Origin of the sequence: Geodermatophilus chilensis, assembly GCF_002802985.1 — a bacterium.
Lineage (GTDB): Bacteria > Actinomycetota > Actinomycetes > Mycobacteriales > Geodermatophilaceae > Geodermatophilus > Geodermatophilus chilensis.
The window spans coordinates 1-14,803 of record NZ_NVPT01000136.1; the positions used below are offsets into that span (position 1 = coordinate 1).

14 protein-coding genes are annotated in these 14,803 nt (G+C 74.3%); all 14 read left to right on the forward strand.

Features of this window, described 5'->3' with window-relative positions:
• Window positions 1–82: 82 nt before the first annotated feature.
• Window positions 83–538, forward strand: a complete 456-nt coding sequence (gene pyrR / locus CNO22_RS19900; RefSeq protein ID WP_269799611.1) for a bifunctional pyr operon transcriptional regulator/uracil phosphoribosyltransferase PyrR — start codon at window positions 83–85, stop codon at window positions 536–538.
• A complete protein-coding gene (locus tag CNO22_RS19905) occupies window positions 535–1,461 on the forward strand; it encodes an aspartate carbamoyltransferase catalytic subunit (RefSeq protein WP_100501008.1) in 927 nt (308 codons plus the stop codon). Before pyrR ends, CNO22_RS19905 begins: the two co-directional genes overlap by 4 nt.
• A gap of 66 nt (window positions 1,462–1,527) precedes the next feature.
• On the forward strand, window positions 1,528–2,814 hold the full coding sequence (locus tag CNO22_RS19910) for a dihydroorotase (RefSeq protein ID WP_100501009.1): 1,287 nt from the start codon (window positions 1,528–1,530) through the stop codon (window positions 2,812–2,814).
• 76 nt (window positions 2,815–2,890) lie between these two features.
• Entirely contained in the window at window positions 2,891–4,060 is a 1,170-nt protein-coding gene (gene carA / locus CNO22_RS19915) for a glutamine-hydrolyzing carbamoyl-phosphate synthase small subunit (protein ID WP_100501010.1), read from the forward strand.
• 1 nt (window position 4,061) lies between these two features.
• On the forward strand, window positions 4,062–7,391 hold the full coding sequence (gene carB, locus CNO22_RS19920; protein WP_100501011.1) for a carbamoyl-phosphate synthase large subunit: 3,330 nt from the start codon (window positions 4,062–4,064) through the stop codon (window positions 7,389–7,391).
• The gene (locus tag CNO22_RS19925; RefSeq protein ID WP_232807191.1) at window positions 7,388–8,809 is read left to right on the forward strand and encodes a beta/alpha barrel domain-containing protein; all 1,422 of its coding nucleotides are present in this window, start codon (window positions 7,388–7,390) and stop codon (window positions 8,807–8,809) included. The genes carB and CNO22_RS19925 overlap by 4 nt, the downstream gene beginning before the upstream one ends.
• Complete coding sequence (pyrF, locus tag CNO22_RS19930; RefSeq protein ID WP_100501012.1) at window positions 8,806–9,618, forward strand: orotidine-5'-phosphate decarboxylase; 813 nt, start codon at window positions 8,806–8,808, stop codon at window positions 9,616–9,618. The genes CNO22_RS19925 and pyrF overlap by 4 nt, the downstream gene beginning before the upstream one ends.
• A complete protein-coding gene (locus tag CNO22_RS19935; protein WP_100501013.1) occupies window positions 9,615–9,893 on the forward strand; it encodes a hypothetical protein in 279 nt (92 codons plus the stop codon). Before pyrF ends, CNO22_RS19935 begins: the two co-directional genes overlap by 4 nt.
• Before the next feature lie 332 nt (window positions 9,894–10,225).
• The gene (mihF, locus tag CNO22_RS19940; RefSeq protein WP_091217915.1) at window positions 10,226–10,576 is read left to right on the forward strand and encodes an integration host factor, actinobacterial type; all 351 of its coding nucleotides are present in this window, start codon (window positions 10,226–10,228) and stop codon (window positions 10,574–10,576) included.
• Window positions 10,577–10,616: 40 nt separating this feature from the next.
• Window positions 10,617–11,228, forward strand: a complete 612-nt coding sequence (gene gmk / locus CNO22_RS19945; RefSeq protein WP_100501014.1) for a guanylate kinase — start codon at window positions 10,617–10,619, stop codon at window positions 11,226–11,228.
• 59 nt (window positions 11,229–11,287) lie between these two features.
• Window positions 11,288–11,551, forward strand: a complete 264-nt coding sequence (gene rpoZ / locus CNO22_RS19950; protein ID WP_012949163.1) for a DNA-directed RNA polymerase subunit omega — start codon at window positions 11,288–11,290, stop codon at window positions 11,549–11,551.
• A gap of 155 nt (window positions 11,552–11,706) precedes the next feature.
• On the forward strand, window positions 11,707–12,918 hold the full coding sequence (gene coaBC / locus CNO22_RS19955; RefSeq protein WP_100501015.1) for a bifunctional phosphopantothenoylcysteine decarboxylase/phosphopantothenate--cysteine ligase CoaBC: 1,212 nt from the start codon (window positions 11,707–11,709) through the stop codon (window positions 12,916–12,918).
• Window positions 12,919–13,016: 98 nt separating this feature from the next.
• A complete protein-coding gene (metK, locus tag CNO22_RS19960) occupies window positions 13,017–14,213 on the forward strand; it encodes a methionine adenosyltransferase (protein ID WP_100501016.1) in 1,197 nt (398 codons plus the stop codon).
• A 238-nt stretch (window positions 14,214–14,451) separates the two neighbouring features.
• A partial coding sequence (locus CNO22_RS19965; protein ID WP_456298006.1) for a primosomal protein N' family DNA-binding protein occupies window positions 14,452–14,803 on the forward strand: 352 nt, incomplete at its 3' end.

Genomic DNA, 14,803 nt, shown 5'->3' on the forward strand with positions numbered 1-14,803 from the left:
TTTGTTTTTTTTTTTTCAGTCAGAAACCTGCATACATGATCTATTACGTTTTCGTGGGCTGGGAGATGGGTATAAGCGGCAGATGTCATCGGTTCCGACGTCTACAGGGGAACCGGAGAACCCCGCCCCGCTGGCCCGCCGGCTGGCCGCCCGCGTGGCGGCGTTCTCCGGGTCCCCGGTCGACGTCGGCACCGTTGACATCACGCTCTACCGCGACGACCTGCGGCTGCGCGGCGTCCGCGCCCTGGAGGAGACGGTGCTGCCCGAGGGCGGCATCGACGGCCGGCTCGTCGTCCTGGTGGACGACGTCCTGTTCTCGGGCCGCTCGGTGCGGGCGGCGCTGGACGCGCTGCGCGACCTCGGCCGCCCGCGCGCGGTGCAGCTGGCGGTGCTGGTCGACCGTGGCCACCGCGAGCTGCCGATCCGCGCCGACTACGTGGGCAAGAACCTGCCGACCTCGCGCAGCCAGTCGGTGAAGGTCCACCTCAGCGAGGTGGACGGGGTCGACGAGGTGCTGATCACGGAGGGGGAGCGGTGAAGCGCCACCTGCTGGAGGCGGCCGACCTGGACCGCGCCGACGCGACGCTGGTGCTCGACACCGCCGCGCAGATCGACGCCGCGCTGGCCGGCCGCGAGGTCAAGAAGCTGCCCACGCTGCGGGGCCGGACGGTGGTCAACCTCTTCTACGAGGACTCCACCCGCACCCGGATCTCCTTCGAGCTGGCTGCCAAGCGCCTCTCCGCCGACGTCCTCAACTTCTCCGCGAAGGGCAGCAGCGTCTCCAAGGGCGAGAGCCTCAAGGACACCGCGCTGACGCTCGAGGCGATGGGCTCCGACGCGATCGTCGTCCGGCACTCGGCCTCCGGGGCGCCGCACCGGCTGGCCAACTGGGTGCGCGGCAGCGTGGTCAACGCCGGCGACGGCACCCACGAGCACCCCACCCAGGCGCTGCTGGACGCCTACACGATCCGGCACCGGCTCGGCCGGCTCGAGGGCGTGCGGGTGGCGGTCGTCGGCGACGTGCTGCACAGCCGGGTGGCCCGCTCCAACGTGCGGCTGCTGCACACCCTCGGCGCCGAGGTCACCCTGGTCGCGCCCCCGACGCTGCTGCCGGTCGGGGTGGGCAGCTGGCCGGCCGAGGTCTCCTACGACCTGGACGCCGTCCTGCCCAAGGCGGACGTGGTGATGATGCTGCGGGTGCAGGCCGAGCGGATGAACGCCTCGTTCTTCCCCAGCGCCCGCGAGTACAGCCGCCGCTACGGGCTGGACGCGCGCCGGATGGGGGCCCTGGGCGACGACGCGATCGTCATGCACCCGGGCCCGATGAACCGCGGGATGGAGATCGCCGCCGAGGTGGCCGACTCCGCCCGCTCCACGATCGTCGAGCAGGTCGGCAACGGGGTCTCCGTGCGCATGGCCGTGCTCTACCTGCTGCTGGGAGGACGGTCCGCCAGTGAGTGAGCATCGCAGCGAGCGCCCCCGAGCGAGGAGCGCAGCGAACGGCCGAGCGAAGCGAGGGATGACGCAGTGACGCTGCTCATCAAGGGCGCCCGCCCCTATGGCGAGGACGCCGCCGACATCCTCGTGAAGGACGGCCGGATCGCCGCGATCGGCGAGTCGCTGTCCGCGACCGGTGCCGACGTCGTCGACGCCACCGGGCTGGTCGCGCTGCCCGGCCTGGTCGACCTGCACACCCACCTGCGCGAGCCCGGCCGGGAGGACGCCGAGACCGTCGAGTCCGGCAGCCGCGCCGCCGCACTCGGTGGCTACACCGCGGTGCACGCCATGGCCAACACCGACCCGGTCGCCGACACCGCCGGCGTCGTCGAGCAGGTCTGGCGCCTGGGCCAGGAGGCCGGCCTGGTGGACGTCGTCCCGGTGGGTGCGGTGACCGTCGGGCTCTCCGGTGAGCGGCTGGCCGAGCTCGGGGCGATGGCCGACTCCGCCGCCCGGGTGCGGGTCTTCTCCGACGACGGGCACTGCGTCGCCGACCCCGCGCTGATGCGCCGGGCGCTGGAGTACGTCAAGGCGCTGGACGGCGTCGTCGCCCAGCACGCCGAGGAGCCGCGGCTGACCGTGGGCGCCCAGATGCACGAGGGCGACCGCTCGGCCCGGCTCGGGCTGACCGGCTGGCCGGCCGCGGCCGAGGAGGCGATCATCGCCCGCGACGTGCTGCTCGCCGACCACGTCGGCGCGCGGCTGCACGTCTGCCACGTCTCGACCGCGGGTTCGGTGGAGATCCTCCGCTGGGCCAAGTCGCGGGGGGTGCAGGTGACCGCCGAGGTCACGCCGCACCACCTGCTGCTCACCGACGAGTGCGCCGAGGGCTACGACCCGGTCTTCAAGGTCAACCCGCCGCTGCGCACCGACGCCGACGTCGAGGCGCTGCGCGCCGGGCTGGCCGAGGGCGTGATCGACGCGGTCGCGACCGACCACGCGCCGCACGCGGTCGAGGACAAGGAGACCGAGTGGGCCAGTGCCCGGCCCGGGATGCTGGGCCTGGAGCAGGCGCTGTCGGTGGTCGTCGCGACGATGGTGGAGACGGGCCTGCTCGACTGGCGCGGCGTCGCCGACCGGATGTCGGCCCGGCCGGCCGCGATCGGGCGACTCGACGGTCACGGCCGACCGCTCACCCCGGGTGAGCCGGCCAACCTGCTGCTGCTGGACCCGGGCACGCGCGCGGTCGTCGACCCCGCCGCGCTGGCCAGCCGCAGCCGCAACAGCCCCTATGCCGGCCGGGAGCTCCCCGGCCGGGTGGTCGCCACGTTCCTGCGGGGCGAGGCGACCGTGCTCGACGGAAAGGCGACCCGGTGAGGCGACAGGGAGTGAGCATCGCAGCGAGCTCTGCGAGCGAGGAGCGGAGCGACCGCGGAGCCGAACGGAGGGCGCAGTGAGAGAGGCGCTGCTCGTCCTCGAGGACGGGCGCACGTTCCGGGGCGAGGCCTACGGCGCGGTCGGGACGACGCTGGGCGAGGCGGTGTTCGCCACCGGCATGACCGGCTACCAGGAGACGCTGACCGACCCCAGCTACGCCCGCCAGATCGTGGTGATGACCGCCCCGCACATCGGCAACACCGGGGTGAACGAGGAGGACGACGAGAGCCGCCGCATGTGGGTGGCCGGCTTCGTCGTCCGCGACCCCGCCCGCCGGCCGGCGAACTGGCGGGCCACGGGCAGCCTGGACGACGAGCTGGTCGAGCAGGGCGTCGTCGGCATCAGCGGCATCGACACCCGCGCGCTGACCCGCCACCTGCGCGAGCGCGGCGCGATGCGCGCCGGCATCAGCAGCGAGGGCCTGCCGGTCGAGGAGCTGCTCACCCGGGTGCGCGGCTCGGAGAGCATGACCGGTGCCGACCTCGCGCCGGCGGTCACCGCGAACGACCCCTACGTCGTCCCGGCGGTGGGGGAGAAGCGGTTCACCATCGCCGCGCTCGACCTCGGCATCAAGACCGCCACCCCGCGGCACCTGGCCGAGCTGGGGGTGGAGACCCACGTGCTGCCGGCCACCGCCACCGCCGAGGACCTGCTCGAGCACGGCCCGGACGGCGTCTTCCTCTCCAACGGCCCGGGCGACCCCGCGGCCGCCGACTACGCGGTCGAGGCGGTGCGCGGGGTGCTCGACGCCCGCCGTCCGCTGTTCGGCATCTGCTTCGGCAACCAGATCCTCGGCCGGGCCCTGGGCCTGGGCACCTACAAGCTGCGCTTCGGCCACCGCGGCCTGAACCAGCCGGTGCTCGACCGGGTCAGCGGCACGGTCCGGGTGACCAGCCACAACCACGGCTTCGCCGTGGACGCCCCGCTGGACCGGGCGACCGGCACCCCCTACGGGCGGGTCGAGGTCAGCCACGTGGGCCTCAACGACGACGTGGTGGAGGGGCTGCGCTGCCTCGACGTCCCGGCGTTCAGCGTGCAGTTCCACCCGGAGGCCGCCGCCGGCCCGCACGACGCCGCGCCGCTGTTCCAGCGCTTCGTCGACCTCATGGAGACCGCCCGCACCGGGGACGCGCAGGCCGGTGGCCCGCCGCCGGTGGTCGAGCACAGCACCGGGGAGAAGGCCTGACATGCCCAGACGGGACGACATCCACCACGTGATGGTGATCGGCTCCGGGCCGATCCTCATCGGCCAGGCCGCCGAGTTCGACTACTCCGGCACCCAGGCCTGCCGGGTGCTCAAGGCCGAGGGGCTGCGGGTCAGCCTGGTCAACAGCAACCCGGCGACGATCATGACCGACCCGGAGATCGCCGACGCCACCTACATCGAGCCGCTGACGCCGGAGTTCGTCGAGAAGGTCATCGCCAAGGAGCGCCCCGACGCGCTGCTGGCCACCCTCGGCGGGCAGACCGCGCTCAACATCGCCATCGGCCTGTACGAGAACGGCGTGCTGGAGAAGTACGGCGTCCGGCTGATCGGCGCCGACGTCGACGCGATCAACCGCGGCGAGGACCGGCAGATGTTCAAGGACATCGTGCGGTCCATCGGCGCCGACGCGCCGCGCTCGCGGGTGTGCTCGACGGTCGAGGAGGCGCTGGAGACCGCCGCCGAGGTCGGCTACCCCGTCGTCATCCGGCCCAGCTTCACCATGGGCGGGCTCGGGTCGGGCTTCGCCACCGACGAGGCGGCGCTGCGCCGCATGGCCTCGCACGGCCTGGCCGACTCCCCGGTGCACACCGTCCTCATCGAGGAGTCGGTGCTGGGCTGGAAGGAGTACGAGCTGGAGCTGATGCGCGACCGCAGCGACAACGTGGTCGTCATCTGCTCGATCGAGAACGTCGACGCGATGGGCGTGCACACCGGCGACTCGGTGACCGTCGCCCCGGCGATGACCCTCACCGACCGCGAGTACCAGCGGATGCGCGACGTCGGCATCGCGGTGCTGCGCGAGGTCGGCGTCGACACCGGCGGCTGCAACATCCAGTTCGCGGTGAACCCGGCCGACGGCCGGCTGGTCGTCATCGAGATGAACCCGCGGGTGTCCCGGTCGTCGGCCCTGGCGTCCAAGGCGACCGGCTTCCCGATCGCCAAGATCGCGGCGAAGCTGGCCATCGGCTACACCCTCGACGAGATCACCAACGACATCACCGGCGTCACCCCCGCGTCGTTCGAGCCGGCGCTGGACTACGTCGTCGTGAAGATCCCGCGGTTCGCCTTCGAGAAGTTCCCCGGCGCCGACCCGCGGCTGACCACGACGATGAAGAGCGTCGGCGAGGTCATGGCGATGGGCCGCAACTTCCCCGAGGCGCTGGGCAAGGCGATGCGGTCCACGGAGACGAAGGTCGCCGGGTTCTGGACCGGTGCGGACGACCAGCGCTCCGCCGAGGAGCTGCTCGAGGCGCTGCGCACCCCGGTCGACGGGCGGCTCTACGTGGCCGAGGCCGCGCTGCGCGCCGGCGCCACCGTCGAGCAGGTCGCCGAGGCCAGCGGCTTCGACCCGTGGTTCGTCGACCAGATCGCGCTGGTCGGCGAGGTCGGCGCCGAGGTCCGCGACGCGCCGTCCCTCACCGGGGAGCTGCTGCGCCGCGCCAAGCGGCACGGCCTGTCCGACCGGCAGATCGCCGCGCTGCGCCCCGAGCTGGCCGGTGAGGACGGCGTGCGGACGCTGCGCCGGCGCCTGGGGGTGCGGCCGGTCTACAAGACCGTCGACACCTGTGCTGCGGAGTTCGCCGCCCGCACGCCGTACCACTACTCCTCCTACGACGAGGAGACCGAGGTCGAGCCGCGGGAGAAGCCGGCCGTGCTGATCCTGGGCTCGGGGCCCAACCGGATCGGGCAGGGCATCGAGTTCGACTACTCCTGCGTGCACGCCGTCATGGCGCTGCAGGACGCCGGCTACGAGGCGGTGATGGTCAACTGCAACCCCGAGACCGTCTCCACCGACTACGACACCGCCGACCGGCTGTACTTCGAGCCGCTGACCTTCGAGGACGTCCTCGAGGTGGTCGAGGCCGAGCGCGCCGCCGGCCCGGTCGCCGGGGTCATCTGCACCCTCGGCGGGCAGACCCCGCTGGGCCTGGCGCAGCGGCTCAAGGACGCCGGCGTCCCGGTGCTGGGCACCGCGCCCGAGGCCATCGACCACGCCGAGGACCGCGGCGCGTTCTCCCGGGTGCTCTCCGACACCGGGCTGCTCGCGCCCAAGCACGGCACCGCCACCGCCTTCGCCGAGGCGCGGGAGATCGCCGCGGCCGTCGGCTACCCGGTGCTGGTGCGTCCGTCCTACGTGCTCGGCGGGCGCGGTATGGAGATCGTCTACGACGACGCCACGCTCGAGGCCTACATCGCCAAGGCCACCGACGTCAGCCCCGAGCACCCGGTGCTGGTCGACCGGTTCCTCGAGGACGCCGTCGAGATCGACGTCGACGCGCTCTTCGACGGCTCCGAGCTGTACCTGGGCGGCGTCATGGAGCACATCGAGGAGGCCGGCATCCACTCCGGCGACTCGGCGTGCGCGCTGCCGCCGATCACCCTCGGGACGACCGACCTGGTGCGCATCCGCCAGGCGACCGAGAAGCTCGCCGCCCGGATCGGCGTCCGCGGGCTGCTCAACGTGCAGTACGCGCTCAAGGACGACGTCCTGTACGTGCTGGAGGCCAACCCGCGCGCCAGCCGCACGGTGCCGTTCGTCTCCAAGGCGACGGCGGTGCAGCTGGCCAAGGCCGCGGCGCGGATCGCGGTGGGGGAGTCGATCGCCGACCTGCGCGCCCTGGGCGTGCTGCCGGCCACCGGCGACGGCGCCGACCTGCCCGAGGACGCCCCCATCGCGGTGAAGGAGGCGGTGCTGCCCTTCCACCGGTTCCGCACCGTCGACGGGCAGAACGTCGACACCGTGCTGGGGCCGGAGATGAAGTCGACCGGCGAGGTGATGGGCCTGGACACCGGCTTCGGGACGGCGTTCGCGAAGTCGCAGGCCGCGACCTACGGCATGCTCCCGACCGAGGGCACGGTGTTCGTCTCCCTGGCCAACCGGGACAAGCGCTCGGCGATCTTCCCGGTCAAGCGGCTGGCCGACCTCGGCTTCCGGGTGCTGGCGACCACCGGCACCGCGCAGGTGCTGCGCCGCAACGGGGTGACCTGCGAGGTCGTCGGCAAGTACAGCGACGGGCCGGGCAACATCGTGGAGCGGATCACGGCCGGGGACGTCGACATCGTCGTCAACACCCCCTTCGGCGCCCCGGGCAACAGCGGGCCGCGGCTGGACGGCTACGAGATCCGGACGGCGGCGGTGAGCCAGGGCGTCCCCTGCATCACGACCGTGCAGGGCCTGGCCGCCGTCGTGCAGGCCGTCGAGGCGCTGCGCCGCGGGGACGTGGGCGTGCGCAGCCTGCAGGAGGTCCACGCGGCGCTCGTCGGCGGCACCCACGGCGGACCGAGCACCTTCGCCGGGACCGACGCGTGACCAGCCTCCCGCGCGCGGGAGGCGGTCCCGACCGCCTCCCGCGCGCGGAAGGCGGTCCGGGGGACGCCGTGGGGCGGCTGCGGGACGACCTGGTCGGCCGCGGGCTGGTCGACGGCCTGCCCGAGGCGTTCCTCGCCGGGATCACCCGCTTCGCGCGGCCGCCGCAGCCGGAGCTCGACGCGCTGGCCGCGGCGGCCCGCGGGCTGGCCGCGCGGCTCGCCGCCGGGGACGCCGGGGACGACGACCTGCCGCTGCTCACCCGCGTGCTGTTCTCCGCCGGCCACGGGGGCCTGCTCGCCGACGCCGGCGTGCCGACCCCGGCCTACGACGTCCTGGGCTCCTACCGCGACAACCTGACCACCCCGGTCGGGCCGCGGCTGCGCGAGCGGCCGCGCGCGGGGGACCGTCGCTGGCGGGTGCTGGGCCGCGACGTCGGCTTCCCGATCGGCGTGCCCGCCTGCGTGCTCAACGGCGGCGAGGAGTGGGTCCGGCACAACGCGCGCAACGGCTACAGCGTGCTGACCTACAAGACCGTCCGCAGCCGCGCGCACGAGCCCAACACCCAGCCGAACTGGGTCTTCGCCGCACGGGAGACGCAGAGCCTGCCCCCGGGCGCGGCCGCCGAGGTCACCGCCGACCCGTGGGACTGGGTGGAGCCCGGCTCGCCCGACGTCAGCACGGTCAACTCCTTCGGCGTCCCGTCGCTGACGCCCGAGGAGTGGATGGCCGACCTCGAGCGGTCGCTGGCGACGATCGACGACGACCAGCTGCTGGTGGTCAGCGTCATGGGGGAGGGGAACGGGACCGGCCTGGTCGACGACTTCGCCGCCACGGCCCGGCTGGCGGAGGAGTCCGGCGCGAGCGTCGTCGAGCTGAACCTGTCCTGCCCGAACACGCTGAACCCCTCGGCCTCCGGCGTGAAGCCGCCGCTGTGCCTGGACGCCGACGCCAGCGTGGCCGTCGTCGAGGGCGTGCGGCGGGCGCTGGACGACCGCACCGGGCTGGTCGCCAAGCTCTCCTGGCTCGACGAGGCGGCGCTGGCCGCGCTGGTGCCCCGGCTGGCGCCGCTGGTCGACGGCGTGGCGGGCATCAACACGCTGCAGAGCCGGGTGCGGCGCAGCGACGGCGAGCCGACCTTCCCCGGCCGCGGGCTGGCCGGGCTGTCGGGGGCCGCGGTGCGCGACTCCGCGCTGGACTTCACCCGCCGGCTGGTCGCCCTCCGCGAGGCCGGCGGCCGGCACTTCGACGTCCTGGCCATGGGCGGGGTCACCGACCCGGCCTCGTTCAAGGCGCTGTTCGCCCTCGGCGCCGACGCCGTGCAGTCGGCGTCCGGGGCCTTCGCCAACCCGTTCCTCGCCCGCGACTGCGTGGCCGCGCTGGGAGAGACGCTGCCCTGCGCGCTGGAGCCGGCGCGATGACGGCGCCCTTCGGACAGCGCCTCGCCGACGCGGTCGCCGCCCGCGGGCCGCTGTGCGTGGGCATCGACCCGCACGCGCCGCTGCTGGAGCGCTGGGGCCTGCCCGACGACCCCGCGGGCCTGGCCCGGTTCACCGACACCGTCGTCGACGCCCTCGCCGGCACCGTCGCCGTCCTCAAGCCGCAGCTGGCCTTCTACGAGCGGCACGGCTCCCGCGGGCTGGCCGTGCTGGAGGACGGCGTCGCCCGCGCCCGCACTGCCGGTGCGCTGGTGCTGCTCGACGCCAAGCGCGGGGACATCGGCTCGACGATGGACGGCTACGCCGGCTACCTGCGCCCGGACCACCCGATGGCCGCCGACGCCCTGACCGTCAGCCCCTACCTCGGCCCCGGCTCGCTCCAGCCGGCCGTCGACACCGCCCGCGAGCACGGCGGCGGGCTGTTCGTGCTGGCCCGCACCTCCAACCCGGACGCCGGCACGCTGCAGCACGCCGTCGTGGACGGGCGGTCGGTCGCGCAGGTCGTCGTCGACACCGTGCGCGGCTGGAACGCCGCCGACGCGTCCGGCTCCTTCGGCGTCGTCGTCGGGGCCACACTCCGCGAGCTGGACGTCGACCTGACCGGCCTCGGCGGGCCGGTGCTGGCCCCGGGACTGGGTGCGCAGGGCGGGTCGGTGGCCGACCTGCGCCGGCTGTTCGGCACCGGCACCGCCGTCGTCCCGACGGTGTCCCGGGACGTGCTCGCCGCCGGCCCCGACCCGGCCGGGCTGCGTGCCGCCGCCGAGCGCTGGGCCGTGGAGCTGGCCGGGTGAGGCGGGCCGCGCCCTGGCTCGTGACCGGGCTGGGCCTGCTCCTCGTGGTGGCCGGTGCCGTGGTGTTCGCGGTGGCCGGCGGGGGCGGGCAGGTGGTGTACGAGGGCAGCTACGAGCCGCTGTCGTCGAGCGCCTACTCGAGCACCACGGACCTGGCCTCCGACGACGCGGTCGTGTGGACCCGGGCGCACCTGGCAGGACCGGGCCTCGCCGGAGCCGGTGCCGTGCTGCTCGCCGCCGTGGGGGGCCGGCGGGGGAGCGCGGCCTCCTCCTGAACGGACCGGTCCGGCGTCCACCAGCGCGTTCACACCACCGACCGGCGTGTCGGGCCCGGCGTGTCGGGGGCCGGTCCGGCGGTGACCGCCCGGTACCGGAGCTCGCCGCAACCCCCCTTGACCTGCGGCGATGACCCACGGTGAGCCCATGTGACCACAGAGTGTCACCGTAACCTCACCGATTGCCGGAAACCAGGGGTTCGGACCGGCGTGACCTGCACATATAGCGAGAGCTAGGTTGGCCGACAGGCTCAGCAGTGAGTCCTGCCCCCGACACAGCCCGAGCCCCCGCCGGCCGAACGGATGGCCGGCGACGACAGATTGGTCGCACCATGCCCCTCCCTGACCTGTCCCCCGAACAACGCGCCGCAGCCCTCGAGAAGGCCGCGGCCGCCCGCAAGGCCCGAGCCGAGCTGCGCGAGCGGCTCAAGAGCAAGGGCGCCACGGTCGGTGACGTCCTGCGCCAGGGCGAGACCGACGAGGTGATCGGCAAGATGCGCGTCTCCGCCGTCCTGGAGTCCCTGCCCGGTGTGGGCAAGGCCCGGGCTGCGAAGATCATGGAGCGGCTCGAGATCTCCCCGACCCGCCGGGTGCGCGGTCTGGGTGCCAACCAGCGCCGGGCCCTCGAGACGGAGTTCGGCGGCGAGAAGGTCGCCGCCGAGCAGGTCCCCGTCGAGGGCTGACCCGCAGGTCCAGGCACCCGGAGGTCGAGGACGACGACGAGTGGCAGCTGTTGTCCCGGAGCACGCCCCGGCACGGCTGACCGTGCTCTCCGGCCCCTCGGGGGTCGGCAAGGGCACGGTCGTGGCGGAGGTCCGGCGCCGGCACCCGGAGGTCTGGGTGTCGGTGTCGGCCACCACCCGCCGGCGCCGGCCCGGTGAGGTCGACGGGGTCCATTACCACTTCGTCAGCGACGCCGAGTTCGACCGGCTCGTCGCCGAGAACGGCCTGCTCGAGTGGGCCGAGTACGCCGGCAATCGCTACGGCACGCCGGTCGCCCCGGTGCGCGAGCGACTCGCCACCGGGCGGCCGGCGCTGCTGGAGATCGAGCTCCAGGGCGCCCGGCAGGTCCGGGCCCGCGACGCCGACGCCCAGCTGGTGTTCCTCGCGCCGCCGTCCTGGGGCGAGCTGGTCAGCCGGCTGGCCGGCCGGGGCTCGGAGCCGCCGGCGGTCCAGGAGGAGCGGCTGCGCATCGCGCAGGCCGAGCTCGACGCCGCCGGGGAGTTCGACCTGGTGGTCGTCAACGACGACGTGGCCCGTGCCGCCGACGAGTTGGTAGGATTGCTGACTGCGCCGTCGCCCGGGTCCCTCCGGAGCAGCGGCGCGTCCGAGTGACGGGGCCCGGCGCCGCCGCCCGCCACTCCCCGATGACGAGCTGAGGAGCACGCCCGCCCGTGTCCGGAGTCGCACCCGCCCCCGAGGGCATCACCAACCCGCCGATCGACGAGCTGCTCGAGCGCACCAGCAGCAAGTACGGCCTGGTGATCTTCGCCGCCAAGCGCGCGCGCCAGATCAACGCGTACTACAGCCAGCTCTCCGAGGGCCTGCTGGAGTACGTCGGCCCGCTGGTCGACACCGCCCCGCAGGAGAAGCCGCTCTCCATCGCACTCCGCGAGATCAACGAGGGCCTGCTCACCCACACCGCCGGCGAGAACTGAAAGAGGACCCCGGTCCTCCTCACCCCTCGCAAGCTCGGGGCGAGCCTCTGGACCGGGGCCACGGCTGGTGGCGTTGCGGCCGGCCGCTCCGCCCTTTGTGAGGATGACGCCCCTGGCGGCCGCCGGGGGCGTCGTCGTGTGTGGAGGATGACCGCATGAGCCGCATCGTGCTGGGCGTCGCCGGGGGCGTGGCCGCCTACAAGGCCGCCCTCCTGGTGCGCGCGTTCACCGAGTCCGGGCACGACGTCCGCGTCGTCCCGACGCCGGCCGCCCTGCACTTCGTCGGCGCGGCCACCTTCGAGGCGCTGTCGGGCAACCCGGTCACCACGGACGTGTGGTCCGACGTGGACGAGGTGGCGCACGTCCGCATCGGCCAGGCCGCCGACCTCGTCGTCGTCGCGCCGGCCACCGCCGACCTGCTGGCCCGGGCCGCCGCCGGCCGCGCCGACGACCTGCTCACCGCGAGCCTGCTCACCGCGCACTGCCCGGTGGTGTTCGCCCCCGCCATGCACACCGAGATGTGGCTGCACCCGGCCACCCAGGACAACGTCGCCACGCTGCGCCGCCGCGGCGCGATCGTGCTGCCGCCCGCGGTGGGCCGGCTGACCGGCCCGGACTCCGGTCCCGGCCGGCTGCCCGAACCCGCCGACATCGCCGCGCTCGCCTCGGTCGTGCTCGCCGCCGGCCCGGCAGCCCTCGCCGCGGACCTCGCCGGCCGCCGCGTCGTGGTCAGCGCCGGGGGCACCCGCGAGCCGCTGGACCCGGTCCGCTACCTGGGCAACCGCTCGTCGGGCAAGCAGGGCTGGGCACTGGCCCGGGTCGCCGCCGCCCGCGGCGCCGAGGTGGTGCTCGTCGCCGCGAACGTGGAGCTGCCGGCGCCCTTCGGCGTCCGCGTCGTCGGCGTCGGCACGGCCGAGGAGCTGCGCACGGCGGTGCTCGCCGAGTCGGCGGACGCCGACGTCGTGGTGATGGCCGCCGCGGTCGCCGACTTCCGGCCCGCCACGGTCGCGTCCACCAAGCTGAAGAAGGGCAGCGCCGCCGAGCCCGAGGCCGTCCCGCTGGTGCGCAACCCCGACGTCCTCGCCGAGCTGGTGACCAAGCGCCCCACCGGGCAGCTGGTCGTCGGCTTCGCCGCCGAGACGGGGGACGACGAGGCCGACGTGCTCACCCACGCCCGCGCCAAGCTGGCCCGCAAGGGCTGCGACCTGCTGGTGGTCAACGACGTCTCGGCAGGCCGGGTGTTCGGCCGGGCCGACAACGCCGCCGTCGTCCTGGCCGCCGACGGCACCGCCACCGAGCTGCCGGAGGGCAGCAAGGACGCCGTGGCCGCCGGCATCTGGGACGTCGTCGGCCCCCGGCTGGCCTGAGTCCGACACCGGCGGCGACGCGCGCCGGTAACGTGCACCCGACGAGACGCCCACGCCCGGGCGCCCACCCCACCGTTCCCGACCCCAGGGAGTACCGCGTGTCACGCCGCCTCTTCACGTCCGAGTCGGTGACCGAGGGCCACCCGGACAAGATCGCCGACCAGATCAGCGACTCGATCCTCGACGCGATGCTCGCGCAGGACCCCCGCAGCCGCGTCGCCGTCGAGACCCTGATCACCACCGGTCAGGTCCACATCGCCGGTGAGGTCACCACGGCCGGCTACGTCGACATCGCCGACATCGTCCGGAAGACCGTGCTCGGCATCGGCTACGACTCCTCCCGCAAGGGCTTCGACGGTGCCTCCTGCGGGGTCAGCGTCTCGATCGGCGCGCAGTCGCCGGACATCGCCCAGGGCGTCGACACCGGGTACGAGGCGCGCACCGCCGGCGCCACCGAGGACGAGATCGAGCGGCAGGGCGCCGGCGACCAGGGCCTGATGTTCGGCTACGCCACCGACGAGACCCCGGAGCTCATGCCGCTGCCGATCGCGCTGGCGCACCGGCTCTCCCGCCGGCTCTCCGCGGTGCGCAAGGACGGCTCGGTGCCCTACCTGCGGCCCGACGGCAAGACCCAGGTCACGGTCGTCTACGAGGACGACCGCCCGGTCGGCGTGGACACCGTGGTCGTCTCCTCGCAGCACGCCGAGGACATCTCGATCGAGCAGCTGCTCACCCCGGACGTGCAGGAGCTGGTGGTCGAGCCCGAGCTCGCCGCCCTCGGCCTGCCCACCGACGGCTACCGGCTGCTGGTCAACCCGACCGGCAAGTTCGTCATCGGCGGCCCGATGGGCGACGCCGGGCTGACCGGCCGCAAGATCATCGTCGACACCTATGGCGGCATGGCCCGCCACGGCGGCGGTGCCTTCTCCGGCAAGGACCCGTCGAAGGTCGACCGCTCGGGCGCCTACGCCATGCGCTGGGTGGCCAAGAACGTCGTCGCCGCCCGGCTGGCCCGCCGCTGCGAGGTGCAGGTGGCCTACGCCATCGGCGCCGCGCACCCGGTCGGCCTGTTCGTCGAGACCTTCGGCACCGGCGCCGTCTCCGACGACGTCCTGGAGAAGGCGATCGGCTCGGTCTTCGACCTGCGCCCCGGCGCGATCGTGCGCGACCTGGACCTGCTGCGCCCGATCTACGCCCCGACCGCCGCCTACGGCCACTTCGGCCGCACCGACGTCGAGCTGCCCTGGGAGCGGCTGGACCGGGTTGACGCGCTCCGCTCGGTCGCGGGGGTCTGAAGGAGGACCCCTTGCCCCCCACCGCTCGCAGGCTCGCGGCAGGGCCCTGCAAGGGGGCCGTTCCAGCACGTCACCGGGCTCGGGGTCAGCCTCGGGGTGCTGGCTGCGGCTGCTCCGCAGGCCTGTCGTACCCGGCGGGGACACTGCCAGGAGACGACCCCGCCGAACGGAGACCCCGCTGACCTCGGCCCCGACGCAGCAGCTCCCGGACCATGACCCGGGCACCCGCACGCCCCGGGTGGCCCGGGTCGTGGTCGACGTGCCGCTGGCCCACCTGGACCGGCCCTTCGACTACGCCGTCCCCGACGCGCTGGCCGACGAGGTGCGGGCCGGGTGCCGGGTGCGGGTGCGCTTCGCCGGGCAGCTGGTCGACGGCTTCGTGCTCGAGCTGACCGACGTCAGCGAGTCGGGGCGCAAGCTCGCGCCGCTGGCCAAGGTCGTCTCCGCCGAGCCGGTGCTCACCCCGGAGGTGGTCACGCTGGCCCGCGCGGTGGCCGAGCGCTGGGGCGGCACGGTCACCGACGTGCTCCGCCTCGCCGTCCCGCCCCGCCGCGTCGCGGCCGAGAAGCGCCCGCCCGCCGAGCCGCCCC

Coding starts and splice junctions, on each gene's coding strand:
- pyrR (WP_269799611.1), top strand. CDS start 83: ATGTCATCGGTTCCGACGTCTACAGGGGAACCGGAGAACCCCGCCCCG.
- carB (WP_100501011.1), top strand. CDS start 4,062: ATGCCCAGACGGGACGACATCCACCACGTGATGGTGATCGGCTCCGGG.
- pyrF (WP_100501012.1), top strand. CDS start 8,806: ATGACGGCGCCCTTCGGACAGCGCCTCGCCGACGCGGTCGCCGCCCGC.
- mihF (WP_091217915.1), top strand. CDS start 10,226: ATGCCCCTCCCTGACCTGTCCCCCGAACAACGCGCCGCAGCCCTCGAG.
- coaBC (WP_100501015.1), top strand. CDS start 11,707: ATGAGCCGCATCGTGCTGGGCGTCGCCGGGGGCGTGGCCGCCTACAAG.